The organism is Veillonella parvula (assembly GCF_032472435.1).
Taxonomy (GTDB): domain Bacteria; phylum Bacillota; class Negativicutes; order Veillonellales; family Veillonellaceae; genus Veillonella; species Veillonella parvula_N.
In genome coordinates, this window is record NZ_JAWEGM010000002.1 from 113,380 (window position 1) to 140,126 (window position 26,747).

The window sequence follows — 26,747 nt, forward strand, 5'->3', positions numbered from 1 at the left end:
AAAGCGCCTAATTTGGCGCTTTATCGTCGTCTAAATCATCGCTATCCATGAATAATGACGGCGTATATTCACTTAATTCTGATAATTTGTCCTCGATTTCTTGAGTTAACAGGTTATATGCTTCCTCTTTTGTTACATTCTGTAATTGTGGAGCCAGTTTTGTTGGCAATCCTAATAATTGTGTACGCAAATTCACAAGCATTTCTGTCATAACCTGTTCTACAGTATCTGCTGAGTACACTTCGCCGTTCATTTTGGCTAGCTTCAACTCAGCAATCTTGCGTTTCGCACGTTCATTCTTGGCCTTTTCAACCTCGAATATCGCATCATCGGAACTGCTTTCCTCTTCAGCAGAAGATTGGCCCTTATATTTGACATAATTGATAACGGATTTGATAACCAGAATTTGGTTCTTTTCATCCGTTGCTAAAACCCCTTCTTGGAGCAGTTGCGAAACACGTTGACGCGAGAGCCCAAGTGCTTTTGCCAAGTTCGACTGAGAGGCTGTTGCTGTTTTCAAATCATCTGTAATTTTCACTTATCAATCAGCCTCCTTTCATTACCTGTATCACTAGCAAGGCCATAAAAAAATTAAAATCTAGGCAAATTTTGGGGTCTCGGCCACCGCATGCTTTTAATTTTTGCTAGAAGGACCCACAAAAAAATTGCTCAAAAATTTAACAAAACTCGGTATAATTTAAATTTATTTTTTTATTTTTACGACGAGACATACGGAGCTCATCTTCGTGACGGTGCCGTGCTACTTTAATACACTCTTATTCTGCTTATATTTACCGCATTCCTTATGTACCTTTGCAGTTTTTATTTTTACTAAAGAATGTGATGGCGCATACGATTTACACATATGATCAATATGAATGCCATTAGCTTTGCACCAACCCTTAACATTGTTTAAGCATCTTCGTTTCTCACAATACACATCAGTCAATCGTATTCACCTCGTTCCATTCTTCTTTTGCATAACTATATACGTTTTTATCATAGATAATATACTATATCTTGTTATTTTAATTTATAAAAACAATATCTTGTATGAAATATTTGTTCTACTTTATATTTTATAAAATAAATTTAAATTTTTCACAATTCTAACTATTGTTTTTTTACATTTAAGTGATATTATGTTGTTGAGATATTTAGACATATATAAGGATGCTCTGAGTTATTAGCTACAACTCATCTTTCTTAAAAACAAGTTAGCTTGTTCCGTCTATCGAAAAAGACCCCAAAAATTGGGGTCTTTTTCATTTTATATATTAATGCTAGTTTAATATATAATTTGCAGTTATAATGTAAATAGTGCGGGCCCGCCATAAATCTCTTCAGAGAAATTTATGAAAGGAGAGCAGATATATGTCTCAAGTATCTCAAACTGGGTCTAAACGCGGCACAAAGAAATTTGTTGCTTATGTAACAGACCCTAAGACAGGCAAGCGTCGTTATGCTCGTGACTACGGTAAACGCGCATTTGTTATTTACGTTTAGTATATAACTTGCCATTAACTTGCATCCTGTTGCGATCGCACTACATTATAGGATTAGCTACCCTATAGCAAAAAGCCCTTGCCGAAGCAGGGGCTTTTTTGCTTTAGTGTTCTAGGTTTTACTGTGTCGTTGAGAGATAGAGTATTTGTTTTCCTATTAACTCACACTATCATTATAAATTGTCAAGAATGACATGTCCATGACAGTTTTATGACAATTTTGTATTGAGCCCTATCACTCCCCAGAGAAGTACAGATAGTTCTTCTATTCCCCTTGCAACGTACCTATGAATAGTACGCACATCTGGTTTTTCAGGGAATGATTCAGCAATTTCTTCTAATGTTTCGCCATCGATATAATAACGTCGCACACATTCACAGTATTTAAACTGTTTCTCGCTGCACTTTTCCGCATAGATATCTAGCATGTTATTAACGTGTCTCATCATAAGCGCCGTTTTCTCTTTGCTCTTAACAATGGCATTTACCCTTACAATGCTATTGTCATCGAACATATCAGCTAGCAGTTCATTGAGCCATATATCTTCGGCTTGTGTCGAATCCGAGATAGCATTGTCTACATAAGACTGCAGCTGACTGTAATGCTTTAATAACTTGATCGTGTTGTGTCGAAGTTTGCGACCGAGTTGAGCATTTTCTTGTTTGGCTAATTCGTAGTAGGTTTTAGTAGCCACCTCTGTGGCCAACTTAGTGATTTTTTCAATATCATATTCATTCAAAGATGTTTTCTCCTTTATCATTTATTTTGTGCTTTAGTCCGAATTTGTTTATACCAGCTTCATAAAAAATAATTAATATAATTAGTATTTACACTACAATAAGCCTGCCATTGCTATCAACAGGATACGGTTTTGTTTCTAAAACCACATGGCCTTTATTCTCATACCCATATTTCTTCTCCCATTCACGGAATACCTTTGTTAAAGCTACGCTTAGCTCATCAAGATGTTCAGCCTTAACATTTGCTAAATACTCGCAAGCCCATTCAGCTATTTCATCATCAATATCATAATTGATAATGTCTTCAATCACTCGTTCGGCATCAACTTTCGGCGTGTAATAATTAGGATGTCCTATTCTCACAACTCGTTCAAACTCATCTGTGAGCCATATCTCTTTTAAATCAGGTTCCCGCTCCATAAGATCATCGATGGTCTCTTGTATCGTATCTTGTGGCTCACCTGCATTTCCATAGTCATCAACCCAACACCATTTATTCTTATCTTCGATTAGCATTAAGTTCACATCCAATCAATAGTTCTACACGTTCTTTGAAGTTGAGTTTTGGTTCATCTAGATTATGCACGACGCCTTCAATTTCAGCCCCACCAAACATTTCATCATACATTATAACTTCAATGTCTTTGTTTTCTACTCTGCTCAAAGCTTCTTCTAATTCTTTAACAGTCATTTTATACCTCCGCTAATTTTATAATCACAAGAATATTCCCATATTCTTAGTAATATGTAAGATTACATAGTCTTCATCATCCTGAATAATCTCATCAGCCATAGTACCGATGAACTTTCGATTGTCATTTTCTAACACGCCAGCAGCTTGTAACCCATCAAGAATAAACTTCTTAGCGAATGCCACATTATCAGGATCATGCCTAGTTGAAGAGTGCCATTCAAATAATAGGTCTATTTTCCCATTAACCGGTTGTATCTGTTGTAAGAGACATTGTTCTTTAACTTGCTCGGTACACTTCTTTTTCATCGCGGCTGCTGCTATAGTAGAACCGCGTTCACAATCAATGTACTCATTCAATGTTGGGAACCGGTCATGTGTTTTCTTTCTAAACCTGAACTGACATCTTAATAAAAGCTTCATCGGTGTGATTCTCCATTGAATATAGCCACCGCATATTCGCCACGTAGTCGGTCATATATCCTTTGACTATAGTTCTCTTCAGTCCAGGTATCACTATAATTCGTTGTAAGAATGATAGGTTTCATTCGGTTGTAGCGATCAATAATGATACTTTCGACTTTAGATGATACCCAGTCAGATTTTGAATACTCAGCACCAAAATCATCGAGTAATAGCAATGGGATATTTCTAAGCTTCTGTTCATATCTTAGATAGGCCACATTATCTCCTTTAGATAATGTAAGCATGTTGTCTAATAAATTAGGCATAGAAATCATTAAACACCCTTTGTCTAACTCCATGGACTGTTTTAGAATGCTAACCGCAATTGATGTCTTACCTGTGCCAGCTGGGCCCCTTAATATGAGGCCCTTTCCGGTATCAAGATTAGCTTTCAGATTATTAGAATATTCTTTGACCACAGCATAAGCTTCGGCGTTCTCTTTAGGAAAACTACCATGCTTGCGTAACCAGTCAAAATCCATATCATAATATCTCTTAGGAATTCCAACTGCAGCATAGGTGGAATTAATATTTGTTTGAATGACTACTGGTTTATCATAGATTGGATAAAAGAACTCATTTTTTACCGTGGACTCTTTCATACTCCGCTTGCCAGTCGACTTGCTCGTCCTTTCTCGAATTTTTTCGAGACACGCTTCTAGCATTACTGTTACATTTGCTTGCTCCAAAATCCTTTTGCACCTCCTGCTTTAGATTCCCTGCCGTGACAGTTTCAACATACTTGATACTATTGCCACCGTTATCCGCTGTGGTATTAATAGCAACAATGACTCGTTCTTTGCCATATGATTCAACTAGATCATCTAACCGCTCTTTAATAGTAGGTGATACAACTCCAATCGATTTCATATACAATTCGTAAATGGGTTTATTTTTTACTTCTTCATTTTCAAACATAGATAGAAGATTTTCATCTTCACGCGCGCGCGTATCTCTCTCTATATTATTTTCTTTTCTTTTCTTTTCTTTTATTAGTTGATTTTGTTGAACATGTGTTAAATTTTGTTGAACATGTGTTAAATTTTGTTTTTTTGCTTTGCGAGACTCCGCACTTTTAAGGCCCGCCAACCTACGTTTTTCGCGGATAGTTTCCTCTTTCACTTTTTTAAACTCAAATCTTCGAATTAAGCTGGGTGACCAAAAATATTCGTCATCACAGTCCAATAATTCGTAGTCATGAATCAACAAATAAATTAACAAAAATGAACAAAATGAACACATTGAATTTTGTTCCAACACGTGTTGATTTTTGTTGAACACTTGTTGAACACTTGTTAAAATTTGTTCATTATTCATCCTTAACTCATTATCCAGAGCAACGAATGTATATTTTTTTAGTGGCAATTTATAGTCATCTGCTGCGGCTAATTTTTCAATCAATATCCACCACCAGGCATATGAAATCATTCCTAATTCTGAAATCATAGCAGCGATTTTAGGATCATTGCTCGCATTGATATCATGACTAAAGTAGTATGATTGGTTTTTCGCCATTTCTATCACTCTTCACTGTCGTTAAATAAATTATCCTGGGCTCGACGTCCCATAATAAACCTTACGCACTCATCGATTAAGTCTTGAACAGAGATAGCAAATGTAGAGTCTCCATATTCAACATTTAACCAGTCCGTTTTAAATTTAAATTCGTTAGGAGTGTTCATGTCAGACACGATACCTTCAACACCAACCTGGTTAATAAGACCTTCAATGTCACCATACTTAAATTTAAATGTATTTACCAAAAATGGAATTTTAAATTCTTCCAAGAATTCAAAGTTCTTTTTCACAATAGACTGCAGTTTACTGAATGCTTGCAGAAGTTCAGGACGTGGATCATCTTTTGATTTAAGTGTAAAAATATCAGTAAGGCCTGTGGCAGATGGTTTCTGATAGGCAATGCTGATATCGTTATCTTTAATTTGGATTGATTTAATAATCATAAGGAGCTCCTTTCTTGTTCTACGATTACTAATTTACCAGTAGCAGCTTGAACAGCTTGTTTAAATATTTCTGCATCTGAGTTGCTGTCAGATAAATGTAGTAGCCGTATGTCTTGACACTTAGTTAGGTCCATCGATTTGAGGAATTTAATAACGTTTTCTAGTGAAAAGTGAGATTGAATTAATCGTTCCATTCGTTTTTCGTCTAAATAACCAGCATCTACTTGTTGGTTTAAGATTTCATAGGAATGGTTACATTCAACCATGATATGATCAACATCTTTGAACGTATATCGGCAGTAATAGGTATCTGTAATGTAGAGGAGTTTTTCCTCGCCATCAGAAATTAAAAAGCCAACATTAGGAACGTCATGTTCTAATTCAAAAGGCAAAATACTGAAATTGCCTATCGTAAATTGAACCTTAGGTGTAATATATATGACTTTATGGTTCCCTGTTACATATAATGCATCTGCAGTATCTTTTAGCATATATACACGATGACCTAGCTTTAATAGATCATTTACGGCCTTGCTATGGTCTCCATGTTGATGTGTGAGCAACGTGCCACATAGGTGTAGAAAGTTAAAGCGACAATACCGTTGAATTTCTTTAAATGATAATCCTGCATCCAGTAGCAGTTCATCACCATTGGTTGAGGTTTTGATTCGGTAGCAGTTCCCTTTCGAGCTACTACCGAATGCTTGAATACTAATCACAATTAATCACCAAACATATTGACTGCTTCGCCAGTTTCAGGATTAACAAACTCACTGGCAGGACCAGGTTCTATGTCAATGGCTTCAGAATTTGCATTATTAGCGATGGTTTCTGCCACATCTGATTGAACATCGATAGTTTCACCTTCGAAATCAGGGGTGAGTTCGCCATTATTATCACGAATGACGGCGCCATCTGCAGAGATTGCATTAGCCATGTTCTGCATTTCGACTGATAGAATTCCATATTTACTTAACAAACGTTTGAGTACTGTTTTGATGGCCATTGCATCAAAGTCAGTTTTCCAAAGACCAAAACCCCTTTTGTATGTTTGGGAATACTTTATAGCGTGTGCTTCAGCATCTTCTTTGGACATATATAAATACTTTTCAAAGCCATTAATGAGTTTGAAATAAGCGATGTAGCCAACTACATTATCACCAGTTCGCTCACCCAATTCGAATTCGCCTGTAAGTTTATTATGGTGTTTAATTTCGCCTTCGTATATTTCACTAGCATTAATGGTCTTATATTGACCTGTGCGCATGGCCAACTGAATATATCCTTTGTAACCCATTTGAAATTGAGCTTCATTAATTTTCTTCTTGCTATTGTAAAAAGGAACAATATAAGCAAACCCAAGGTTTTGGTTAATTGGAAGATCTAAAGTGGCTGCCATCACACCTGCAGTAATAACTGTAGTAGGGTCAGCTTTAGATAAAAGTTCATTATTGTTAGATACAGAAATCAAACTAGATACAAAGGCTGCTGATTTTTTACCCAAGATTTCATTAAAACGTTTCTTTACCGACTCACTAGACACCATAGTTTTAAGCGATGGTGTTTGAGTTTGTGCTTTTGTTACTTCACCCATTATGTACCTCCTATGCCGTTTTATCGGCATCTACTAATTCAATTAACGGAAAAACTCCATTTTGCTTTAACAAATCGTATATAAATAGCCGGCCTTTTTGAGTCCAATATGTATGCATATGTGCTTTTTCTACATCATCAATAAATGTTTTGCTTGATGTATACCCTTTATCTGCATATTTAGCATATAGAAACCAAACACCGCTTTGTTTAAATTGCACTTTTTTATCGGCTAGAAATTTATTAAGCCAAGTTCCGCTTTTCCCATAGTCTTTAGCAATTTGAGTAATGCTTAGCAACTCTTTATTTTGCAAAATAACATCGTAATAATTGGCTTTCGGCTGCAACTCTGCTAATTGTTGATCTTTCATAGAGATAGACAACTTATAGTTCTCTATCGTTCTATTAGCGACTTGCAAGGCTCTTGCCATTACTTTTTCGGGAGAATTCCAATTCCTCTCAACTTGAATAAAATATTCTCGAGCTTGTCGGCCTTTTTCATTTCGAGATAGCATGCATAATTGCTTCGCCATATCAATTGTAAGTTCATGGTCAGTGATAATGCGTTTAACCTCTCGATTGCCTTCAATTTGAACTCGCTCTTTTTTGAGCGGGTTGAAATCTATACCAACTTCAAAACCATATTCACACATTCGAGGGAACCAATCTTTATATTCTGTTCCAATTTCTAAAAACATATGTAAATCTCTACCACTTACATATTGAGCATTTTCTACAACATTGATAGGTACTAATTGCATTCTTCATACTCACTTTCTTTTAAATGGTCATAATATACTGATTTGTTAACTAATTTAATTGCTTTTTTTAGCGAAGATAACGATTCTCCTACAGTTAGCTCGTGCTCAGACAAAATAGTATAAATGTATGCTGCCATTTCATCTGTACTCATAATTACTTTATGATTATTTGCCATACTTACACCTCCTTAACCACAAGTTGTGGCTCTGATTCGTCAACGATCAATTTAATTGTTTGACTATTAACAGGGATAAAGTCAGTAACAGCTTCCGCGTTATCGATAAACACTGGAGCATTAACTTTATAATAGCTAGTTAATGCATTGATAATGTCTAATCCGACATTAATTCTCGCAGCATTATTCATGCTACGGTATGGCACCCCTTTATAGGTTGTTTCGCAACATTCTTCAACGTTTCCATTTAGCATAACGTTGAACATTTTAAAACGAGCCAATTTAAACCTTGCGTTAATGCTTTCTTCTAACATGTTAACTTTGGCTTTTACGAACTCATCCATAAGATATGATGCCTCATCGAGTTCATTCTTTTCGGTAACAAGTTTTTGCTGTTGGTTTTCCAATTCAATAACACGATTTTCAATATCATCAATCAATTTGAATTTATTCAATTCAGTCTCGAGATTTGCTTTTTTAGATTTCAAAGAGGATATTTCGTCCTCAAGTCTTGCAAGTTCTTCGGTATCTGCACCTGGTTCCTCTTCAATCTCAAGCAAGAATAATTGTGCTTTTAAGTCAGCATATGTAGGATCATCTTCGACATTAGGTTCAGAATACGCTTCATATTCTTCACGTTTAATATCTCGCTCCTTGCTTTGTAGGGTAATGTCATCTATTAATCCGTCAGCTTTCAACGCCATCGTTTTCTGCTGCTCTTCATAATTTCCTTTTAACTTAGCAGCACTATCGATAAGGCCTTTCCATTCTTCAAGCTTTTTAGATTTATTAGCATTAAATTCTGCCTCGAGTTTTTCCTGCTTATCCGCCGGCAATTGCTGCCCGCAAGTAGGGCAAGCCTCTTTACTAAACTGCTGAGAGTTAAATGTGTCGAATTCAGATGTTAGAGTTTCGATGCGTTTGGCTTCTCGCCCAATTTCTTTATCAAGCTCGTTGCTTCTATCCATGCATCTATCTCTTTCAGCTTCAGTCGCCTTTAATTTAGATAGTGCCGTTTCGTATTCGCTGCGCAAATGTTGTTTGCGTTTATGGTAATCGGATAGTATGTCTGAACGTCTGACGTCTAATTGACGATTAATGTCACGAATTTTAGACTGTTTTTCTGTAGCGCTAAAACCGTTTTTAATAATGGCCTTTTGTTTTTCAACATCATCAATGCCAGTTGATAAAGTTTTAATATCACTGATTAGTTTATCTTTATCAGCCATAACTTCAGGTTTATTTCGCACAGCTTCATCAATACGAACCGGAATCATATCAAGTTCTTTATTAATAGCTGTTTTCTTGCTAGCGATAACTTTGCGTTGATCATCAACCGTCCGACCATCTAATAACTCAGCTAAACGTTTTAAATCTTCACAACTATTAATTACAGCAGCATCGTCAATATCCCCGCACATTTCCAAGAGTAATTTGCGACGATTTTGCCAGGAATACGTTTCGTTAAAGTACAATGGATTTGTAATCAATTTGAAGATGTTTTCATCAACCAGAGAATTTACAATCTCTTTGTATTCTTTTTCTTTCTTAGGTACACCATCGACAAAATAGTCTGTCGTATGACCTGTTAAGGTAACATCCCCACCACGAGGGGATGAATACTTTTCACGATATACTCGCTGTAATTCAATCGTCCCGCCGTCATCTAATGTAAAGGTCCCAGTTACTTCGTGATTGACTTTATGGATAGGTTCACCCCCATCCAATGTTTTGATTTCGAAATCAGCCCTATCCAGGCTATCTTTGCCGAATAGTAACCAACACACTGAGTCAAATACAGTCGTTTTGCCGGTGGCATTATCACCACGGATTACGACATCGCCATTAAGATTCATTTTAAAGGACTTTAGTCCTTTAAAATTTAGTAATTCTAATTTTGTGAGTTTCATATCATTCTCCTATACAACAGTGGCGTCCACATCGATGGTATGCGGCTCAATCTGTAATTGATTGGCCCATTGCATAACTGTCGAGTGAATTTTATTATTTTGTTTTAGCTGCGTATTCGCAAACAACTTCGCTTGCACTAAATGATTGAATTTGGGTTGTCCTTTTCTTATCTTTCCCCCTGTGGCCAGTTCTAAGCAGGCCACAGGATTCATATCATCATCAGTGACAACTACAATCGCCGTCTGTCCTTGCATGACACGACCACGATAAGAGCCCACACAATTTTTTAATTGTTTTCCAACCGTCATCAAATCAGCTGCAGTCTTAGGAACCATGAAGTGCATTCCGTTCACGTCAGCCTGTAATTGAGGTTGAGCAGGCAATATTACATCTCCGTACTCTTGCTTGTTAAACAAATTGATAAGTTCATCGTGGAACTGTTTTAGCTTGAATCGCTTTTCCCATAAAACATCCTGGTATTTTGGTCCTAGTTTTACGTACATATCAACGCAATCTGCTATATCACGGATATCCTCACCAAGTAACCACCGCAATATAGCAGGTTCATCGAAGCGTTCGATTAGTTTTTGCCACATATCTCTAGAATGAGGTGTATTTAGCTTCATAGCCTTACGAAAATCGTTAGCGTTATGAATCTTGCCAGTATATGGGCAAGCACTTTCATAGCTGCGTTGTAGTGTAAGAATAGTACGTCTGCAGTTTTCGTCGCTGAAAAGATTGAGGATATCAGACATATATACGCTTAACGGATCATCAACCATACACTTTCGTAATGCCCTGCTATTAGGTGATTTATACGACTGTCTAAGCGCCGCTTGAAAGTTCATCCCCTTTCTTGTAGCTGTTAACACATCCTCTTCGAAGGGAATGTGTGTGTATCGATATAAACTATAAGCATTGGTCCAATATACATACTGTCTTATTAGACTCACAATGCTAGGCATATCTGGCGCCGATAATTTCAAAATCATGTTAAGTAACATTGTGAAATGATAGCCGTTTTCTTCAGTGGCACTAGGTGACACATATATATCCTTAGCCCCATAGCCATATGTTTCTTTCAATCGTTTTTCAAACATAACTCTTAAAGCTTTAAATGTTTTATTTAAAAACTTTCGATTAAAGTCTGTCATGGCATATGAATCACCAAAGAATTTAAGCACAGGCATAATCTCGTTCTCACGAATATAATCAACAGTGAGTTCGTGGCGAACTTTAAATCTATCAATGTATGTAGCTTTACGTTTTTTAAAGTCGAATCGCAATGTTTCCGTGCACATTCCGTGGTCATTTTTTCTACCATCAAAGAAAAGCTGTATACCTTGGTACCTAATCTTTAAATCTAAAAAATATTTATAGTTGATAACTTCTACATAGGCTGTCACAGGATATACTTTCTCATCATTAATGGAATAGCAAATCTTATGATCGTAGGGATTGGATGATAGATGGCAGTTTGGACAAGTATAATATTTAGCACCAGTTACATATCCATTGTGATAGGAATACTTACGCTGCCAGCTACCGCCAAATGTAAATCCACAATCGAGATGACAAATAGTTGTATACTCCGCACCGTAAAGGACCTCTAGGATTACGCTATCGAACATTTTGTGAATATAGGTACTGGATACAATCTCCACAGTGAATTCCCCCTTTAATCACCAAACATAGCGAATAGATCTTCTGTTTCCTTCTCTTCAACAGATGCAGGCTCTACTTTTACCGCTGGTGCTGGTTCTTCTTTAGGTTTAGACTTTTTAGTCGTAGCCTTTGTTTTCTTGCTTTTAGTTTCAGCTTTCTCCGCCTCAGGCTCTGCCTTTTGTTTCTTAGTAGGTTCTACGATTTCATAAGCTTTTACAATAGCATTGGACGCTTTCATGACATCCTCTGTATATGTGATACCCTCCTGGTACTCTTCAGCGTTACCCGGGTCCATTTCAATTGCTTTATGTAATATATCTAACGACCTCTTACATATGTCTGCTTGGCTTTTAAATTGTTGCTTAGCCATATTTAAGCCTCCTCTGCCATGATAGATTTCAAGTCAGTGATAAGATCATCTGTCAAAGAGTCACTAGACGGACGAGTAACACCATGTTTACCGAAAACAGCAATCGCCTTTTTAGCCTTTACACCATCCTCGCCCATCCATGCACGGAATTCTTTATAAAAGGCTTTTTTATCTACAGGTTCAGCGGCAACGTCTAACTCTGTATCTACTGGAGCCTGTTCTTCGACTTTTGTTGCTTCAGCAGGTTCAGGTTCTGCTACAGGTTTAATCGTTTCTTCTTTTTCAACTTTTATTGGGTTGCCTTCTAAGTCCGTTACATGAATGTCTTGTTCTACTTTAGCAACTTTGTTTGGTGCTTTTTCTTCTTTGACTTCAGCTTTTTCAGATTTTGTCGTTTTAGTTTCAACTGTAGGTACTACAGTCTCTACATCAATAGTTTCACAAGCGGTTTCAACATGCGTTTTATCGTCATGACAATTGCCACAACATTGATGATTAAGAATATAATGCCATTCCGCAATCTGAAGCGCCAAATCTTCGGTATTATTAAAGTTAATAGTTAATACGTTTTTGTTTTCCATGATAGTTTCTCCTTTAGAATTTAAACAGTAATTCATCATCAACTAATTTCCCTTCAACAATTTTAGGGATTCCAATTTCCTGGAGTTTACGAATTACGCTACGACTTTTGGATATATAAATAGTATTTCTTTCAATTTGTACTGCTGTTGGTTTAATTACATATGGCTCCGTTGCAAGCGCAGGGGCCACACAAATAACTTTATTATTAATATCTATACCAACCTTGAAATATTCCGGCCCTTTTAACTTTCTGTAAGCCGGCATTGAAAGCTTGATATAGCTATTTGTGGTCACTATCGCTACCTTTTGTAAGGACTCGTGCTTGCCTTTGTTGTCTGTAAAGAAATTAAAGTCAAATGCATTTACAGTAGTTTTATGTTTTATTGCTTTTATTTCAGGCATTTTATCTCCTTATCTGGTATAATTTACATAGGATATTTTTTATCTGTGCTCGTTACTCATTGCCGTGAGTGCGAGCATTTTTACTTTTACGGCGAATATGTTCATCGTGGCAATGCTTGCACACCCTAATAGCCTTTCGATTTATCTCGTCATAAATGTAGTTATGAGTGTGTGGAATTAACCTAACTCCACATTTAGTACATGTTCGAACCGGACGTCTCATCGTATTAGCATCCAAATTAACCAACCGTAGAACATAATACTGGCCGCCGTTAATACTAAAATAAATAACGCTCCGATTACATCAATATCTTCCATAATGTTCATCCTCCTTAAATGATTTATAAAGAATAGCTACTGCTGATACAGTGCACAAAAGCAACAGTAGCATAGTCGATGAATGTAACTCATATCCTTGTACATCTGAGCCTTCTAAAATTCCAAAACATGTGCCCAGCATTATGCCTGCTAATTTTTTCATTTTTTTCACTCTCCTATTCTTGCTTGGCATCGTTTCCCTAGCCATGCATTAAACGAATCTAAATGAATCAATCGTTTGCCACCTCGGGCCCCTATCTTCATCGACGGAAAATCAAAGTCAGCTGCCCATTGCCGAATCACATCTTGAGGGACGCTTGCTAGTTCAGCAGCTTCAGCGACTGTTATGCATAATTTATTCCTGTCCACAATAATCCTCCTTTATATCTTTTTATAGATATTCATAAAATTTTCATGAATATTTTGTGTATTCTTAAATAATTGTTTGTATAATCACCTTGAAAGGATGTGAAAATATGGATTTTATTTCTATAATTATTTCATTGGCTGCTTTATTACTTTCTCTACTATCCTATTTACGAGAAAGAAGATTAATAACTGTTGATTTTGATGCCAATTGCTTTGCACTAGATGTTACAAAAATATAGAAGCCCATAATAATGTTTTTGAAAATTCAACTAATCAATATGCAATTTTTACAACCGCAATCATTGTGAATGCCAGCACTACCAATAGTTCTTATTTTGATTTACGAGCCTATAACCCTAAAACAAATGAAAACCTTTTTCTTTGCACTTTATCTAGCGTTCCATGGCTAAGAGACCATCCATCTTTATTAATTAGTCCATTTGGGCCAAAGGCCTTAGAAAATTTTATTATTGATCTTCCTAAATCACGCTGCGGTCCAATTACATCAGGCAGCTGTTTAGAGTTACCTATCTTGGTTATCCTTAATAAAAATATTTCTATTAAAGAGGGAATCTGCATTGAATTTAAAATTCCTCAATATGCTTGGCTACCATGGCATCGCTCTCCTTTATCAACATCTAATAGAAAAAAATTTAAGCTCTATAAAGTCCATTACAATTTATCTAATTTTCATAAAATTTTAAGCGCCCAAAATGCTATGGATACGCCTAATGAAACAGAGGAAACCACTACAGCAATAAATGGTAAGTAGTCCCAAAAATCACCCCCTGTTGGCTCAACTCTTATAAATTTATTTTGATAATTAAATTGTTCTCCATTTTCTTTTGTATAAATCCCCCCTACAGGGTTCTTCATCTCCTCACCTCCTTCATCTGTTTATTAGTATTACTTCCCTCACCTCCGCGTTTGCTATAATGGATATAGAAAGGAGGTGAGTGGAATGAAAAAACGTTATTTTATTACTTATGATTTGAATAAAGCGGGACAAGATTATGAAAATGTTATCCAAGCAATCAAATCGGCAAGTGATGGAGCTTGGTGTACATATTGGAAATCGTCCTATTTAATTAGATCTAATTATCAATCAGCCCAAGAAGTATCTGACAAAATAACCAAATATCTAGATAGCAATGATAGTTTACTGGTCATAGAAGTAATAAATAATACCCAAGGTTGGTTACCAAAGGATGCTTGGAAATATATCAACGAAACTATTTTTTCAGGTTAGGACCACTTGTTGATTTTTCGTAATATTTCCGATTACTGTCTTCAGGAAACCATTGATTACTAGAGCTCTGTTCACAGCAGAGCTCTTTTTGCATTAATGCCTGAATTTCTTCAGCAGTACCTTCTATAATGATTTTCATCGCAATCTCCTTTCTGTGTTAATAAATTGTTCGCATATCGCGCCTTTTGTCGCAAGTAAAGCGCGCTTTACTTTTAAATTAAAAAAATAATGTAGGAACAGGAACATTAAGAGCTTCTGATAGTGCATCCATTGTGTCAGAGCGGATAAACTTAAGCTTTCCGGCTTCAATATTAACAATAGTAGTCCTAGAAATACCAGATATCCTAGAAAGCTCTTCTTGAGTTATATTTTTATTAATCCTACATTCTCTAAGCTTATTCATACGTCCTCCTTTCTTCATTTCAGTTGTCAAGCCCGCTTGACAGATTCAGTATACTTTATCAAAAAACAATTGTCAAGCATGCTTTACAAAAATGTTTTTATAATGTAAACTTTACTTATCAAGAAAGGAGGATTCTACGATGTCATTAGGAGAAGCCATAAAAAAATATAGAGAAGATAATAATTTAACATTAGAAGAACTATCAGCAAAAACCGGTTTGACTAAACAATACTTGTCAATGCTAGAAAATAATAAAAATTCTAGAACAAAGAAACCAATTATTCCTTCTATTAGAACTTTAAACAAATTAGCGGACGGGATGAATATGTCGTTAGATGAATTATTAACTGATCCAGATGAACAAGATCAACTCGGCGAACGTGCACTTGAATTCTTCGCTGATGTAGGCGATAAATCTAGAGCAAATAATAAAACTGAAGAGGAATATTACCTAGATAAAGAAGCTGCTGAATTCGCTGAGTACTTACGCACACGCCCAGGGGCCCGTATGCTATTCTCTGCAGCAAAAGATATTAGTAAGGAGGACATGGAGAAAGCAGTTGAATATATAGAACTATTAAAATTAAAAAATAAATAGCATATAAGGGAGTGTGTTAATTTGGTAGTTAATGTAATTTACTGTGATTTACCACATGCCAACGCTGTGTCGGAGGAATGTGAAGATATAGATACTCATAATATCTATATAAACAAAAACCTCTCTCATGATCGCATGAGGGAGGAAATAAAGCATGAATTAATGCATATTATTAACGATGACTTCTATTTAGACGAACACGTTAATCTAGTAGAACAAATGGTCCGTCGAACATGTATTAACGATGCCGAATTGGAGAATATAGATTTCTACCATCATTATGTATCAGTATTATAAAGGATTATATAAAAGGGAGATTTCAAAATGAAAAAATTGTTAGTATTGTTTTAATCAACTATGTATTTTAAGAATACGGAATTGCGTTTATGTAATTTGAAAATTGCAAATATGCGTGATAATATAATTATAACAGTACCCATCACGCTTAGGGTTGATTATTCAACAACTGCGCACCAGGATGGGTCTTTTTTTTTATACCTAAGAAAGATATTATTTTATGCCTACTAATATAAAGCAGCCTACAACTATCGAACAACAAATAGAACAATTAAAATCTAGAGGCATGCTTATTCATGATGAATTAGACATCCATCAATGGCTAAGTACTGTCGGGTATTATCGGTTGAGCGGATATTGGTGGATGTACGAAGAACGATACCCATCATGTTCTCCTAGAAATCATAAATTTAAAGAAGGCACATCATGGGACCAAGTGAAGCATACCTATATTTTTGACCAAAAATTTAGACGATTGATTTCAACTGGTATAGAAAAAATAGAAGTTGCTGTAAAAGCTTCATGGGCACAGTATTTAGCAACGCATTATAATACTTCTCATCCGCACGAAGATTCTTCTATATTCAAAAGGGACGTCTGTGAAAGATCAGAAGTTCAAGGTGTGAAAACAGCTTTTGATTTACTTGTACAGTCATATAAAAAAAGTAAAGAACCATTCGCTCTCCATTACAAAACGAAATACCCTACCATTAATACACCACCTATCTGGGTATCTTCTTTACTATTAACGTTAGGAGAATTATTAAATTGGATGAAGGGAATAAAAAAAAGACAGGATAAAAAGGCTATATTTGCTAATTTCCCATTTGATTATAAGCCAATGCAATCTGTGTTAAATAATTTAAGATGGGTAAGAAATGTTTGTGCTCATAATGGCAGGCTTTGGAATAAAAGAACTCCATTTGTGTTTGTCCCAATAAAAGATATCGATTCAAGGCTTATAAAATCAAGTTCTAACAATAATGAATTAGATAGTAAGATTTATAATACGATAATTGCTATGGCTGAAATACTAAAAACAATAGACCCTGATTATCCTTTTATATATTTTATAAAGGATTTAATTATTCATAGTAAATACATTAATCCTAAGTTAATGGGTTTTCCTGATGATTGGGAGGTTATACCCGAATGGAAAAATCCTTCCCCATTACCACGACATGTAATAGCAAAAAAAGAAAAAAGAAATAAGCGTCGATCTAAAAGGAAATAAAAATAAGCCCTCACCACAGTGAGGGCTACTAAAAATTGCATACTTTAGAGGTGCTTCATTTTTACTCCAATATCATTATACCACATAAAACCTCTAAGGTTTGTTTTGTTATACCTATTTTAAGCCCAGGAGGTTATTTTTATGGCTAAAAAACGATCCGACGGTCGCTACCAGGTATCAAAGGTGATAAATGGCAAACGCAAATACTTTTACGGCAGTACCAGGAAAGCTGCTACGGAAGCTATGGAGAAATACGTAAATGCTAATCAATCATGTGCCAATTTCGATGATACTATCTCATTAAACACCTGGATTAATATATGGTTGAATCTAAAGGAAAAGACTATAACCCCTGCCACATATCAAAGCTATACAGGAATTATCAATCGCTATATCAGAGATAAAATCGGCGGCGTAAAGTTAGCCGAAATTAAACCTAATACATTACGGTATGTATTTGAATCAATGGATGGATTGTCATCAAGAACTATATCCTACACCATGACAATTCTAGGATCCATATTAGAGCAGGCTGTAAAAGATGACATTATTCCTAAAAACTATATGAAAAACATAGACCGGCCAAAGCAGGTTAAGGTTCGACATATGGTAACGTTATCTGCAGATGAGGTTAAAGACTTCTTATCGAATATATCGAACACAGAACATCATGCACTCTTTAAATTAGCATTTGCAACAGGTATGCGACGGTCTGAATTATTAGGCTTAAGATGGTCAGACATTGACTTCAAAAAATCAACTATATCCATTTCACAAACTGCCCTCAAAATCGGATCTACTGCAGTTATATCCAATACAACTAAGACCACATCCTCAAAACGGATAATTGCCATTGATACGGAAACACTCCATGAGCTTATGAAGCATAAAACGGTCATAGATAAGCGCAGAATCAAGACGATGAACTGGATTAATAATAATTTAGTATTTCCTGGCATTAAAGGTGCTCCTCGCTGCCCTGATGAAGTCAGCAAGTTATGTAAGAAATACGCCAATTTAATCGGTAAGCCAACTTTTACTATGCACGGTACAAGACATACTCACGCCACACTTCTCATTGAAAATGGGGCAAATATGAAAGCCATACAAGAACGCCTAGGCCATGCTTCGTTTCAAGAAACAATGGACACCTATTCACACGTCACTCCTAAAATGGAAGATGACATCGTGGAACGCATCGCTAAAATATTCTGATGTCAAAATGATGTCAAACCCCATAAGACTTTATGATGTCAAACAAAAATAAGGGCTTACAGAATTACCTGTAAGCCCTTATTTTATTAGCTTGGTGCGGTTGGCGGGACTTGAACCCGCACGAGCGTTAGCTCACCACCCCCTCAAGATGGCGTGCGACACACGGATTTTCAGTCCGTTGCTCTACCAACTGAGCTACCGAGGCATGATTTTTTGTAAAAAAAAATGGCGACCCCGATCAGATTTGAACTGACGATCTTCGCCGTGACAGGGCGACATGTTAACCGCTACACCACGGGGCCGCGTATCAACTCGCGTTGACTACTTGTACATAATATCATGGATTTTAGAGCAATGCAACTATTTTTTTTAAAAATATTATTACAAATCTATGAAAATAATTGATTATATTTGATAATCGTTATTTTATAGCTTTTATAAAAGTATCTCTATATTATATTACAGGAATCCACCCTTTATCGTCATAATTCGTCAGTTTTCGCAATAGTACAATTTTCTCTATAAGCTATAATAGGTATACCCTTTACTAGAAATCATCCTATTCTTTACTCAATATGCTACAATATGTATATATTCAATATGAAAATGCCTCTATAGAAACATGAAAGGATTCGCTATGAATAAGTTCAATTCAAAAGGTATTATTATCGCTCTTATCATAGCTATTGTAGGAGCGATGGCCGCAGCATGGTACTTCTTATGGTATGTACCACATACACCAGCCTACACATTAAAAATCATTCACCAAGCAGTACAAGATAAAGATGCAGACGAAGCATTACGCCACGTAGATATAAAATCCATTGTAAAAAACATTGTAGAACGAGAAGGCAATAAATATGTCGATACATCTACCCCACTTGGTAAAGCTACAATAGCAGCTACCAAAACATTTGGACCAGCTCTTATCGAAGACGTAATACGGACATATATCGAAGATCCTGACAGTTTTAAATCTGAATCACCTACCAATAATACCACTACAGCAAATGATGATAATAAGTCTATGGTAGATCGTCTTGTAGAAGGTCGCCTATTTAAGGAACATGATGTAGAGGTTAAAAACCTAAAGTCAGAAGATAATGGTGATAAGGCTACTGTGACTGTAACAATACAAAATAATAAAAAGAATATGACAAAAGATATAAAAGTTTTGATGCGTCATTTAGGAGATGGAACATGGGTTATTTACGATATTCCTGATATTGAAGACCTATATACCATCACCAGAAAATAAATATCTTCGTCTTTTCTAACATTTTAAATTGCAGATCTTAGAAAATATAAAAAAGAGTTATGTCGTTTTTCTAGATAAGCTATTTACATTATAAAACCAACAAAGGACAGTATCTACCGAAAAGTATATACTGTCCTTTTATTATCCTATAATCTTAACAATCGTAAGTTCTCATGTAAGACGAAATTATACATAAATTAATTAGCAAATATAACTAAATCCTTTAAAAATGGGATTTTATCTATCAAAATCTACAATAGCCAAGGTTACCGTCACTTGTGAGATAAGGCGTTGTGCATCATCTATCATATCAAAGCGCCACACATGGGATGTCTTACCTTTTACTAGTAAAGTTCCTAACGCTGTTAAGGATCCTTCACACTTTACAGGGCGTAGATGGTTAGCAGTTACAGATTGTCCTACACCAAATTTATGAGAACCTACCAGTTCATTACTCATCATACCTGCAATAATTTCTGCAAAAGCTAATGTAGCACCACCGTTTAAATAACCTTGTGGTTGTTTGTGAAACTCAGTTAAATTCATTTTTGCAATACATGTGTTATCACTCGTCATACGAGGAGCATCAATTTGTAAGGATTCAATTAAATTCATAGTGTTCGTTTCTCCACACAATACGCCTCTAGTCTATCATCAAAGACTGTTACACCTAGTCCATCTCCATCGGGAACATGCATAACACCATCTTTAAATGTTAAATCTGGGAAAATAAGATCTTGTCCAAAATATCTATTTGAGTCAGATAAATCCCCTGCCATATAGGAATCTCCTAATGCGGATAGCTGGACATGAAGCATTTTAGAAACCCCTGACTCTACCATGCTACCAATCCAATATGGAATATGACGTTCTCTACATAGATTAATAGCCGCTTTTGTTGGAATAAGACCACCCATTCGCCCTACTTTTACATTCAACACATCGATTAAGTCATATTCAATAGCATAGGACAGATCATCATATCCTAAAATGGACTCATCTAAACAAATTGGCGTATAGATTTTCCAATCGTCATCATTAAGACATTCCCACTTCCAATCTCTATAAGATTGAAGGTTTGCCATCGCAAAGGGCTCTTCAATACAAGCTAGACCTAAATCATCATACTGACGCACCTTATCGATTTCTTGATACGAATAGCTTCGATTTGCATCAGCCGCTAAAACTAAATCCGGATAATGTTTGCGAACTAAAGCTACTCGTTCATAACCATCTACAGGATTTACCTTTAATTTAATCCGCTTACAACCACTTGTAACATGGCACTCTACAATATCGAGTAATTTGTCTATTGGTACATCACCGACAACGACACCACTTTCAATAGTATCTTGTAAAGCTTGTCCCATAATATAAGAAACAGAGTTTACACCTATTCGTTCGCAATGAAGATGAATGAGTGCATTTTCTAGAGCCGCAATGGCCATAGGCATATTATCTCGATTGAGCCAAAACTGTAATTGTCGTACATAGGTCATGAGCGGTTTGGGCCGCATCAAGCGCAGATTAAAGATATAATCATCTACTAAGGTTTTCCAACAGGTTTCTACTGTCTCAAATGTATAGAATGGCTCTGTGAAAGCTACGCATTCCCCATACCCTACATAACCTTGTTGATCCTCGATACGGATTACGATGGTTTCCCGCTCTTTTACCTCCCCCTTGGCGGTCTTGAAGTTAAAGTTCAGCGGCAATTTAAGGCGATATGTAGTTATACTTTTAAAGTTTAAAATATCATTCATAAGCGCCTCAGTTTTCTAATTTCAATTCATTGCGCAATATTTTGCCAGTTCCATTTCGAGGCAATGCGGTTAATACTTTTACATATTTCGGAACCTTATATTTCGCTAAAGAATTAGCCATAAAGTCTATAATTTCATCTGTAGTCATGCTTTCACCATCATGAAAGGCTACAAAGAGCGCTGGCACTTCTCCCCATTTAGTATCTGGTATAGGAACAACCGCACATTCTTTCACTGCTGGTAATGTATACACTAAATCCTCTAGTTCCTTAGGGTAAATATTTTCACCCCCAGAAATAATGAGGTCCTTACGGCGGTTCAAAATATACACAAAGCCATCCTCATCAATGTAACCAATATCATCTGTATTAAAGTCTCCATCGATAGCTTCCTTGTTGATATAACCAGACATAACCATCGGGCCAGTCAAATGAATTTCGCCTACCCCATCTGTATCAGGGTTATCAATACGAACCTGCATGCCAGGCAATGGCTTACCTACAGATTCTCGTTTATGAGAATACTCCAATATCGAGAAGGTCACGCTTTGACTAAAGGTTTCCGTCATACCGTAGGTCTTATAGATAGGCAGCGATTTCTTTTCACAAGCTTCGATGAGAGCCATGGGAATGAATTCTCCACCGAGCAATATAACACGTAATGCATGGTGCGTAATATGTGGCTCTAATTGAGTCAAAATAGTGGGCACTAAAGACATCATATTGATTTGCTCAGATTCTATGAGTTTTAGAACTTGAGCTTCATCATATTTAGGCAAAATAGTGACAGCCGTCCCGTTGTAAAGAGACCTCATCAAGATAGATAAACCACTTACATGAAACAGAGGCAGTACCATTAGCCAATTATCCTGCTCCATTTTTCCTAGTACCTCTTGAGAAGCTTGTACATGAGCTTTAATTTGCCCCCATCGAAGCGGTACAGACTTAAATTGCCCCGTAGTAGCGCTCGTACTCATGATAGCAGCTATGTCTGCGTCCGCAAAGATCCAATCAAAGGAATCCTCGCCCGCTAAATCCGATAGAATACTTTCTAAAGTTTCAAACTCAATTGTAACAATTGAATTAGCAGCCTCCGAACCAACGGAATGAGATAACTGATTTTCAATAGAATCTGATGCTATAGGTTCAACTATATTTAATACTTGAGTTTCGATAGTATCGGGCAATTGATTACGTCGTTCTTTACTATGTAATACGGCGGTAACACCTAATTGATCCAATTGGTTCGCTATTTCCTTTGGCTTAAGATGTACATTGAGTAGAAGTACCTCTTTATGAACTAGCATAGCAGCCAACACATACATTGCCATGGTCACAGAGTTATCGGATAAGATAGCCACACGAGATGCATCTAAAGGCACTAAATTACGAGCTACATGGAGTACGCCACGGTATATATCGTTATAGGTGTATTCATTTATGCATATACGATTAGGGTAGTGCTGTGCACCATAACGTAACCACTCCATCGTTTCACCTCGTATCTAAACCTAATCACTAATAAGTAATCACTAATTACCAATAAGTAATAAGCAATAAATAAATAGTAAGTAACAACTAAAAAGTAAGTAATTACTAAAATGTAATAATTGAAATATGATAAGTAAAGAGATATTACAAGAAAGGCGCCTCATGTAGAGGCGCACTTGTCGTTTTAACAGTTAATATAATCCGTAATATAGGACTGTATCGACTCCCGATTAAGGGAATTTAGGGAATTGTTTGAAGTTAGGTTTCCGTTTTTCTTTGAACGCGTCGCGACCTTCTTTTGCTTCATCAATTGTATAGTACATCAATGTAGCGTCCCCTGCGAATTGTTGTAAACCTGCAAGGCCATCTGTGTCGGCATTAAAGGCACCTTTCAACATGCGCAAAGCCATTGGAGATAATTCAAGGATTTCGCTACACCATTGAACTGTTTCTTCTTCCAATTTGTCGAATGGTACCACAGTATTAACCATGCCCATTTCATACGCTTGAGCTGCTGTGTATTGACGGCACAAGAACCATACTTCACGAGCGCGTTTGTGACCGATCATGCGAGCCAAGTAACCTGCACCATAGCCAGCGTCGAAGGAACCTACACGAGGACCAGTTTGACCGAATTTAGCATTTTCAGAAGCGATTGTAAGGTCACATACGATGTGCAACACATGACCACCACCGATAGCATAGCCATTAACCATTGCAATAACAGGTTTAGGGATAACGCGAATCAAGCGTTGTAAATCGAGAACGTTCAAGCGAGGCACATTGTCTTCACCTACATAACCACCGTGACCACGTACGCTTTGGTCACCGCCGGAGCAGAACGCTTCTTTATCTTCGCCTTTGCCGTGGTTAGCACCAGTCAATACGATTACGCCTACTTCGTTATCTTCACGAGCTACTGTGAAAGCATCAATTAACTCCATTACCGTTTTAGGACGAAACGCGTTGCGTACCTCTGGACGGTTAATAGTAATCTTTGCAATGCCATTATATGTTTCGTAAATTACATCTTCATAATTACGATCCAATACTTTCCAATCAATTTTGCTCATGGACTTAACCTTTCTTCTGTAAAAAATCTAATACCGCTTGTTCAAAAATCTGCGGTTTCTCTATATGTACATTATGCCCCGCCCCTTCGACGATGACATGATTAAAACTTGGCAACTTGCCAAATACATCTCTTCCTATTGTAGTATATTTTGTATCTAATGCGCCACTCACATATAAACCATTAACAGAGAATTTTTCTAATTTATCGCCTACATAAGGCATTACGCCCTGCCCTGAGCCACGCAATGTACAGGCTAAGGCGTACGTACTATTATTGGATCGACGTAGATAGATTAATTCCTCTACCCCTTCTGAAAGTTGTTTTTGACTTTCAAAAATAGGAACCTCTGCCCATCGTGTAGCAAACCAAGCACCATCATGTTCTTCGATATGAACTGCTAAGTCTTCATCCGACTTACGGCGTTCTGCTCGCTCAGCATCAGAAGCGATGCCCACCGAGCCACTTTCAAGAATGAGACCTTTGATTTCACTTTCATACTCCAACGCATAGGAAAGTGCAATACGAGCACCCATGGAATAGCCCATGAGGTAATAGCTTTCACCAACCATATGATAGATAACTGTATGCAAGTCCTCTATCATTTGAGGAATGGTATAGGCCTTATCCTCATCAGGAATATCTGAATCACCATGGCCGATCAAATCGATACGGACCACGCGATACCCTGGCAGATTAATAGAATCCCAAGTATAGCTCGATTCAGAAAAACCATGAAAACATACAATGGGTTCACCTTCTCCAACCACAGTCAAACCGTAGCGGTACTCGCCCAAGTCAAAATACATACGCTGAGCTGGATTACATAAAGCATTATCTACAATACTGCAAAAATACTGACTCATAGTAATGCCTCCATATCAACTGAAACTTTTGTATATTTCTTATGTAACTGTCGACTATATTCCCGGTTTGTAGGTATTTCAATGATATGAACACCAGATTCCTTGCCAACTTTAGCTAATACATGACTCAATTCATCAGGACTAGAGATTTTAGTGTGCCCACAGCCATAGAGTTTAGCGACCCCACCATAATCTAAACCTTGTGACGTAGAGAACAAGTAATCAAAATGCTTCGTTCCCTTTTGTGGTAAGTATTCAAAAATGCCGCCTCCATCGTTATTATGCAAAATAATCGTCAAATTTAGATTATGCGTTTTAGCGACCGCTAAGCCGTTTAGATCATGGAATAAAGACAAATCACCCGTTACGAGATATGTAGGCTGACCATTTGCGGCAAGACCTAGTGCAGTTGAAACGGTACCATCAATACCATTAACACCACGATTTCCGTAAAGAACGGCATCGGACTCCCCAGAGAACCAGAAGTAATCAAAGTCGCGAATGGTCATACTATTTGCCACTAGCACTTGGCTATTATCAGGAATATGCTGTTGCAACTCGCGTATCGTGCGACCTTCAAAAGAACTTGGTTCTTCTATGGCTGTACTTAGTTGAGCTTTACCAGCTACGTCTAAACGTTGCCATCTATTAAGATATGCATTAGATTCGTTCTTTACAGCGAACAAATGCGTAAACATATCGATGCTTGCTTGCATATGCATGGTGGTTTTCCCCATTGGATTCATCGAGTCCATCGTGGGATTTATCTCAATATATTCCACATTATCCCAACTTGCCACCATTTGCTGTACCCGTTTCGATACAACGATTTGGCCAAACTGAATCACGCAATCTGGCTTTAGTACAGGCCATAGGTCTTTATCCGCTAAAAACGCATCATACGTAGAAATGACAACATCAGAGAAATGTTTTTTCTGAATCATATCTGTATCATTATTAAGATTGCTAGCAACATCATGATTGGCAACAATAGCACCAGTCTTATGACAGCGTCTTACATTGGACAATGGATCCGCCAAGATAGGAGCTTGTAAATTCTCCGCAAAGGAATGAATAGACTCAACTTCATCTACATTAATTTGTGGACCAGCTAAAATAAGGACTCTCTTATACTGTGCAAGCAATAGACTTCTATTCTGATAGCTAAACACATCACCGTAATTAGGTTTAAATACTTTGTAAGGGCTACGTCCCGCTTCAAAGTGCTTACGGTCCAGTTCAGGCACTAATGGCTCAAAGAGAGGTATATTGATATGCACGGGTCCTTTTTTAGTATCCATAGCTTTCATATACGCCTTGCGCGCTACTTGTCGTGGATATGTGTAATAATGTTCCTTTTGAGGCACCGCTAATTCTTCATAATAGTTTACAGCTGTACCAAAGATTTTTTGTTGATCTACTGTTTGTGGAGCCCCTGTATGTAGCAAGGTATAAGGTCTATCGGCAGACAATACAATAAGAGGTACCCCACTATATTGAGCCTCTAAAATAGCGGGCAAATAATGAGCCACTGCGGAACCGGATGTACAAACTAACACAGTTGGTTCTTTATGAGCCTTTGCAATGCCAAGCGCCATAAAGCTAGCAGAGCGCTCATCTATATTCATATATGTTTCAAAGCCTTCATACTCCGTGAAAAGCATAGCCATCGTCGTAGAACGAGAACCAGGGCTAAACACAGCATGCCGGACTCCGAGTTGGTAAAACTCATCTACCAAGGCAGCAATATATTCGTTCATTATATTCCCTTTCAACAACTTCTAAGGGTTTG

General features: G+C 36.9%; 35 protein-coding genes and 1 tRNA gene. 8 read left to right on the top strand and 28 right to left on the bottom strand.

Features of this window, described 5'->3' with window-relative positions; genetic code table 11:
* Positions 1-7: 7 nt before the first annotated feature.
* On the bottom strand, positions 8-538 hold the full coding sequence (locus tag E7A03_RS03570; protein ID WP_278622136.1) for a hypothetical protein: 531 nt from the start codon (positions 536-538) through the stop codon (positions 8-10).
* Positions 539-1,374: 836 nt separating this feature from the next.
* On the opposite strand from E7A03_RS03570, the gene E7A03_RS03575 reads away from it, so the two are divergent.
* A complete protein-coding gene (locus E7A03_RS03575) occupies positions 1,375-1,506 on the top strand; it encodes a hypothetical protein (protein WP_316073696.1) in 132 nt (43 codons plus the stop codon).
* 208 nt (positions 1,507-1,714) lie between these two features.
* Here E7A03_RS03575 and E7A03_RS03580 read toward each other — a convergent pair whose 3' ends face one another.
* The 18 genes from E7A03_RS03580 to E7A03_RS03665 all read right to left on the bottom strand — a co-directional run bounded on the left by E7A03_RS03580 (position 1,715) and on the right by E7A03_RS03665 (position 13,510).
* Entirely contained in the window at positions 1,715-2,245 is a 531-nt protein-coding gene (locus E7A03_RS03580) for a hypothetical protein (RefSeq protein ID WP_008715533.1), read from the bottom strand.
* Between the two features lie 88 nt (positions 2,246-2,333).
* Positions 2,334-2,762, bottom strand: a complete 429-nt coding sequence (locus tag E7A03_RS03585) for a hypothetical protein (RefSeq protein WP_316073697.1) — start codon at positions 2,760-2,762, stop codon at positions 2,334-2,336.
* Positions 2,746-2,937 (bottom strand): hypothetical protein, encoded by a 192-nt coding sequence (locus tag E7A03_RS03590; protein ID WP_316073698.1) that lies wholly within the window; start codon positions 2,935-2,937, stop codon positions 2,746-2,748. The genes E7A03_RS03585 and E7A03_RS03590 overlap by 17 nt, the downstream gene beginning before the upstream one ends.
* 24 nt (positions 2,938-2,961) lie before the next feature.
* Complete coding sequence (locus E7A03_RS03595; RefSeq protein WP_316073699.1) at positions 2,962-3,360, bottom strand: RusA family crossover junction endodeoxyribonuclease; 399 nt, start codon at positions 3,358-3,360, stop codon at positions 2,962-2,964.
* Positions 3,357-4,004 carry an ATP-binding protein gene (locus E7A03_RS03600; protein ID WP_316073700.1) on the bottom strand — a complete coding sequence of 216 codons (648 nt, stop codon included), beginning with the start codon at positions 4,002-4,004 and terminating at the stop codon, positions 3,357-3,359. Before E7A03_RS03600 ends, E7A03_RS03595 begins: the two co-directional genes overlap by 4 nt.
* Positions 3,979-4,917 (bottom strand): Lin1244/Lin1753 domain-containing protein, encoded by a 939-nt coding sequence (locus E7A03_RS03605; RefSeq protein ID WP_316073701.1) that lies wholly within the window; start codon positions 4,915-4,917, stop codon positions 3,979-3,981. The genes E7A03_RS03600 and E7A03_RS03605 overlap by 26 nt, the downstream gene beginning before the upstream one ends.
* Positions 4,918-4,922: 5 nt before the next feature.
* Positions 4,923-5,363, bottom strand: a complete 441-nt coding sequence (locus E7A03_RS03610) for a hypothetical protein (protein ID WP_316073702.1) — start codon at positions 5,361-5,363, stop codon at positions 4,923-4,925.
* The gene (locus tag E7A03_RS03615; protein ID WP_316073703.1) at positions 5,360-6,082 is read right to left on the bottom strand and encodes an MBL fold metallo-hydrolase; all 723 of its coding nucleotides are present in this window, start codon (positions 6,080-6,082) and stop codon (positions 5,360-5,362) included. The genes E7A03_RS03610 and E7A03_RS03615 overlap by 4 nt, the downstream gene beginning before the upstream one ends.
* Positions 6,083-6,084: 2 nt before the next feature.
* Positions 6,085-6,987, bottom strand: a complete 903-nt coding sequence (locus E7A03_RS03620; RefSeq protein WP_287509491.1) for a recombinase RecT — start codon at positions 6,985-6,987, stop codon at positions 6,085-6,087.
* A complete protein-coding gene (locus tag E7A03_RS03625) occupies positions 6,968-7,717 on the bottom strand; it encodes a phage antirepressor KilAC domain-containing protein (RefSeq protein WP_174892209.1) in 750 nt (249 codons plus the stop codon). Before E7A03_RS03625 ends, E7A03_RS03620 begins: the two co-directional genes overlap by 20 nt.
* Positions 7,708-7,893 (bottom strand): hypothetical protein, encoded by a 186-nt coding sequence (locus tag E7A03_RS03630; RefSeq protein WP_174892208.1) that lies wholly within the window; start codon positions 7,891-7,893, stop codon positions 7,708-7,710. The genes E7A03_RS03625 and E7A03_RS03630 overlap by 10 nt, the downstream gene beginning before the upstream one ends.
* 2 nt (positions 7,894-7,895) lie before the next feature.
* A complete protein-coding gene (locus E7A03_RS03635) occupies positions 7,896-9,803 on the bottom strand; it encodes an AAA family ATPase (RefSeq protein ID WP_287509494.1) in 1,908 nt (635 codons plus the stop codon).
* A gap of 9 nt (positions 9,804-9,812) precedes the next feature.
* Positions 9,813-11,468 (bottom strand): PcfJ domain-containing protein, encoded by a 1,656-nt coding sequence (locus E7A03_RS03640; RefSeq protein ID WP_287509496.1) that lies wholly within the window; start codon positions 11,466-11,468, stop codon positions 9,813-9,815.
* Positions 11,469-11,482: 14 nt separating this feature from the next.
* Positions 11,483-11,839 (bottom strand): hypothetical protein, encoded by a 357-nt coding sequence (locus E7A03_RS03645; protein WP_287509498.1) that lies wholly within the window; start codon positions 11,837-11,839, stop codon positions 11,483-11,485.
* A gap of 2 nt (positions 11,840-11,841) precedes the next feature.
* Positions 11,842-12,420: a choline-binding protein A gene (locus E7A03_RS03650; protein WP_287509500.1), complete on the bottom strand. Its 579-nt coding sequence runs from the start codon at positions 12,418-12,420 to the stop codon at positions 11,842-11,844.
* Positions 12,421-12,433: 13 nt separating this feature from the next.
* Positions 12,434-12,823: a hypothetical protein gene (locus E7A03_RS03655; protein ID WP_287509502.1), complete on the bottom strand. Its 390-nt coding sequence runs from the start codon at positions 12,821-12,823 to the stop codon at positions 12,434-12,436.
* 304 nt (positions 12,824-13,127) lie between these two features.
* A complete protein-coding gene (locus E7A03_RS03660) occupies positions 13,128-13,304 on the bottom strand; it encodes a hypothetical protein (RefSeq protein ID WP_278622153.1) in 177 nt (58 codons plus the stop codon).
* A gap of 5 nt (positions 13,305-13,309) precedes the next feature.
* Positions 13,310-13,510: a helix-turn-helix domain-containing protein gene (locus E7A03_RS03665; protein WP_008715497.1), complete on the bottom strand. Its 201-nt coding sequence runs from the start codon at positions 13,508-13,510 to the stop codon at positions 13,310-13,312.
* Positions 13,511-13,814: 304 nt separating this feature from the next.
* Between E7A03_RS03665 and E7A03_RS03670 the strand changes: the two genes are divergently transcribed.
* Entirely contained in the window at positions 13,815-14,282 is a 468-nt protein-coding gene (locus E7A03_RS03670) for a hypothetical protein (protein WP_316073706.1), read from the top strand.
* Between the two features lie 189 nt (positions 14,283-14,471).
* Entirely contained in the window at positions 14,472-14,759 is a 288-nt protein-coding gene (locus tag E7A03_RS03675) for a hypothetical protein (RefSeq protein WP_287509507.1), read from the top strand.
* Here the strand turns inward: E7A03_RS03675 and E7A03_RS03680 are convergent.
* Together E7A03_RS03680 and E7A03_RS03685 are read right to left on the bottom strand one after the other, a co-directional pair.
* Positions 14,743-14,898 carry a hypothetical protein gene (locus E7A03_RS03680; protein WP_287509509.1) on the bottom strand — a complete coding sequence of 52 codons (156 nt, stop codon included), beginning with the start codon at positions 14,896-14,898 and terminating at the stop codon, positions 14,743-14,745. The genes E7A03_RS03675 and E7A03_RS03680 overlap by 17 nt on opposite strands.
* 78 nt (positions 14,899-14,976) lie before the next feature.
* On the bottom strand, positions 14,977-15,162 hold the full coding sequence (locus E7A03_RS03685) for a helix-turn-helix transcriptional regulator (protein ID WP_287509511.1): 186 nt from the start codon (positions 15,160-15,162) through the stop codon (positions 14,977-14,979).
* A 139-nt stretch (positions 15,163-15,301) separates the two neighbouring features.
* Here E7A03_RS03685 and E7A03_RS03690 point away from each other — a divergent pair, with 139 nt between their 5' ends.
* The 4 genes from E7A03_RS03690 to E7A03_RS03705 all read left to right on the top strand — a co-directional run bounded on the left by E7A03_RS03690 (position 15,302) and on the right by E7A03_RS03705 (position 18,506).
* Positions 15,302-15,760, top strand: a complete 459-nt coding sequence (locus E7A03_RS03690) for a helix-turn-helix domain-containing protein (protein ID WP_316073707.1) — start codon at positions 15,302-15,304, stop codon at positions 15,758-15,760.
* A 21-nt stretch (positions 15,761-15,781) separates the two neighbouring features.
* Positions 15,782-16,057, top strand: a complete 276-nt coding sequence (locus tag E7A03_RS03695; protein WP_287509514.1) for an ImmA/IrrE family metallo-endopeptidase — start codon at positions 15,782-15,784, stop codon at positions 16,055-16,057.
* A gap of 220 nt (positions 16,058-16,277) precedes the next feature.
* Positions 16,278-17,291, top strand: coding sequence for an Abi family protein (locus E7A03_RS03700; protein ID WP_287509516.1), 1,014 nt, complete (start codon positions 16,278-16,280; stop codon positions 17,289-17,291).
* Between the two features lie 141 nt (positions 17,292-17,432).
* A complete protein-coding gene (locus E7A03_RS03705) occupies positions 17,433-18,506 on the top strand; it encodes a tyrosine-type recombinase/integrase (RefSeq protein WP_287509517.1) in 1,074 nt (357 codons plus the stop codon).
* A gap of 226 nt (positions 18,507-18,732) precedes the next feature.
* On the opposite strand, the gene E7A03_RS03710 is transcribed toward E7A03_RS03705, so the two are convergent.
* Positions 18,733-18,808 (bottom strand) — tRNA-Asp (locus E7A03_RS03710).
* Between the two features lie 335 nt (positions 18,809-19,143).
* Here E7A03_RS03710 and E7A03_RS03715 point away from each other — a divergent pair.
* Positions 19,144-19,764 (top strand): DUF2939 domain-containing protein, encoded by a 621-nt coding sequence (locus E7A03_RS03715; RefSeq protein ID WP_021147783.1) that lies wholly within the window; start codon positions 19,144-19,146, stop codon positions 19,762-19,764.
* Between the two features lie 237 nt (positions 19,765-20,001).
* Here E7A03_RS03715 and E7A03_RS03720 read toward each other — a convergent pair whose 3' ends face one another.
* From E7A03_RS03720 to menD, 6 genes are all read right to left on the bottom strand, one after another.
* Positions 20,002-20,379, bottom strand: a complete 378-nt coding sequence (locus E7A03_RS03720; protein ID WP_004697993.1) for a PaaI family thioesterase — start codon at positions 20,377-20,379, stop codon at positions 20,002-20,004.
* A complete protein-coding gene (gene menC / locus E7A03_RS03725; RefSeq protein WP_012863940.1) occupies positions 20,376-21,527 on the bottom strand; it encodes an o-succinylbenzoate synthase in 1,152 nt (383 codons plus the stop codon). The genes E7A03_RS03720 and menC overlap by 4 nt, the downstream gene beginning before the upstream one ends.
* 7 nt (positions 21,528-21,534) lie before the next feature.
* Complete coding sequence (gene menE / locus E7A03_RS03730; RefSeq protein ID WP_101928961.1) at positions 21,535-23,016, bottom strand: o-succinylbenzoate--CoA ligase; 1,482 nt, start codon at positions 23,014-23,016, stop codon at positions 21,535-21,537.
* A 231-nt stretch (positions 23,017-23,247) separates the two neighbouring features.
* The gene (gene menB, locus E7A03_RS03735; RefSeq protein ID WP_021147779.1) at positions 23,248-24,090 is read right to left on the bottom strand and encodes a 1,4-dihydroxy-2-naphthoyl-CoA synthase; all 843 of its coding nucleotides are present in this window, start codon (positions 24,088-24,090) and stop codon (positions 23,248-23,250) included.
* Positions 24,091-24,094: 4 nt separating this feature from the next.
* Complete coding sequence (menH, locus tag E7A03_RS03740; protein ID WP_021147778.1) at positions 24,095-24,955, bottom strand: 2-succinyl-6-hydroxy-2,4-cyclohexadiene-1-carboxylate synthase; 861 nt, start codon at positions 24,953-24,955, stop codon at positions 24,095-24,097.
* Positions 24,952-26,715 carry a 2-succinyl-5-enolpyruvyl-6-hydroxy-3-cyclohexene-1-carboxylic-acid synthase gene (gene menD / locus E7A03_RS03745; RefSeq protein WP_021147777.1) on the bottom strand — a complete coding sequence of 588 codons (1,764 nt, stop codon included), beginning with the start codon at positions 26,713-26,715 and terminating at the stop codon, positions 24,952-24,954. Before menD ends, menH begins: the two co-directional genes overlap by 4 nt.
* Positions 26,716-26,747 lie beyond the last annotated feature (32 nt).

What these genes read in the sequence shown, in the direction of transcription:
- menB (WP_021147779.1), bottom strand. Translation starts at nt 24,090, where the DNA reads ATGAGCAAAATTGATTGGAAAGTATTGGATCGTAATTATGAAGATGTA.
- E7A03_RS03600 (WP_316073700.1), bottom strand. Translation starts at nt 4,004, where the DNA reads ATGAAAGAGTCCACGGTAAAAAATGAGTTCTTTTATCCAATCTATGAT.
- E7A03_RS03625 (WP_174892209.1), bottom strand. Translation starts at nt 7,717, where the DNA reads ATGCAATTAGTACCTATCAATGTTGTAGAAAATGCTCAATATGTAAGT.
- menH (WP_021147778.1), bottom strand. Translation starts at nt 24,955, where the DNA reads ATGAGTCAGTATTTTTGCAGTATTGTAGATAATGCTTTATGTAATCCA.
- menC (WP_012863940.1), bottom strand. Translation starts at nt 21,527, where the DNA reads ATGAATGATATTTTAAACTTTAAAAGTATAACTACATATCGCCTTAAA.
- E7A03_RS03675 (WP_287509507.1), top strand. Translation starts at nt 14,472, where the DNA reads ATGAAAAAACGTTATTTTATTACTTATGATTTGAATAAAGCGGGACAA.
- E7A03_RS03690 (WP_316073707.1), top strand. Translation starts at nt 15,302, where the DNA reads ATGTCATTAGGAGAAGCCATAAAAAAATATAGAGAAGATAATAATTTA.
- E7A03_RS03645 (WP_287509498.1), bottom strand. Translation starts at nt 11,839, where the DNA reads ATGGCTAAGCAACAATTTAAAAGCCAAGCAGACATATGTAAGAGGTCG.
- E7A03_RS03700 (WP_287509516.1), top strand. Translation starts at nt 16,278, where the DNA reads ATGCCTACTAATATAAAGCAGCCTACAACTATCGAACAACAAATAGAA.
- E7A03_RS03685 (WP_287509511.1), bottom strand. Translation starts at nt 15,162, where the DNA reads ATGAATAAGCTTAGAGAATGTAGGATTAATAAAAATATAACTCAAGAA.
- E7A03_RS03590 (WP_316073698.1), bottom strand. Translation starts at nt 2,937, where the DNA reads ATGACTGTTAAAGAATTAGAAGAAGCTTTGAGCAGAGTAGAAAACAAA.
- E7A03_RS03705 (WP_287509517.1), top strand. Translation starts at nt 17,433, where the DNA reads ATGGCTAAAAAACGATCCGACGGTCGCTACCAGGTATCAAAGGTGATA.
- E7A03_RS03655 (WP_287509502.1), bottom strand. Translation starts at nt 12,823, where the DNA reads ATGCCTGAAATAAAAGCAATAAAACATAAAACTACTGTAAATGCATTT.
- E7A03_RS03680 (WP_287509509.1), bottom strand. Translation starts at nt 14,898, where the DNA reads ATGAAAATCATTATAGAAGGTACTGCTGAAGAAATTCAGGCATTAATG.
- E7A03_RS03660 (WP_278622153.1), bottom strand. Translation starts at nt 13,304, where the DNA reads ATGAAAAAATTAGCAGGCATAATGCTGGGCACATGTTTTGGAATTTTA.
- E7A03_RS03650 (WP_287509500.1), bottom strand. Translation starts at nt 12,420, where the DNA reads ATGGAAAACAAAAACGTATTAACTATTAACTTTAATAATACCGAAGAT.
- E7A03_RS03620 (WP_287509491.1), bottom strand. Translation starts at nt 6,987, where the DNA reads ATGCCGATAAAACGGCATAGGAGGTACATAATGGGTGAAGTAACAAAA.
- E7A03_RS03610 (WP_316073702.1), bottom strand. Translation starts at nt 5,363, where the DNA reads ATGATTATTAAATCAATCCAAATTAAAGATAACGATATCAGCATTGCC.
- E7A03_RS03585 (WP_316073697.1), bottom strand. Translation starts at nt 2,762, where the DNA reads ATGCTAATCGAAGATAAGAATAAATGGTGTTGGGTTGATGACTATGGA.
- E7A03_RS03715 (WP_021147783.1), top strand. Translation starts at nt 19,144, where the DNA reads ATGAATAAGTTCAATTCAAAAGGTATTATTATCGCTCTTATCATAGCT.
- menE (WP_101928961.1), bottom strand. Translation starts at nt 23,016, where the DNA reads ATGGAGTGGTTACGTTATGGTGCACAGCACTACCCTAATCGTATATGC.
- E7A03_RS03630 (WP_174892208.1), bottom strand. Translation starts at nt 7,893, where the DNA reads ATGGCAAATAATCATAAAGTAATTATGAGTACAGATGAAATGGCAGCA.
- menD (WP_021147777.1), bottom strand. Translation starts at nt 26,715, where the DNA reads ATGAACGAATATATTGCTGCCTTGGTAGATGAGTTTTACCAACTCGGA.
- E7A03_RS03720 (WP_004697993.1), bottom strand. Translation starts at nt 20,379, where the DNA reads ATGAATTTAATTGAATCCTTACAAATTGATGCTCCTCGTATGACGAGT.
- E7A03_RS03575 (WP_316073696.1), top strand. Translation starts at nt 1,375, where the DNA reads ATGTCTCAAGTATCTCAAACTGGGTCTAAACGCGGCACAAAGAAATTT.
- E7A03_RS03595 (WP_316073699.1), bottom strand. Translation starts at nt 3,360, where the DNA reads ATGAAGCTTTTATTAAGATGTCAGTTCAGGTTTAGAAAGAAAACACAT.
- E7A03_RS03605 (WP_316073701.1), bottom strand. Translation starts at nt 4,917, where the DNA reads ATGGCGAAAAACCAATCATACTACTTTAGTCATGATATCAATGCGAGC.
- E7A03_RS03635 (WP_287509494.1), bottom strand. Translation starts at nt 9,803, where the DNA reads ATGAAACTCACAAAATTAGAATTACTAAATTTTAAAGGACTAAAGTCC.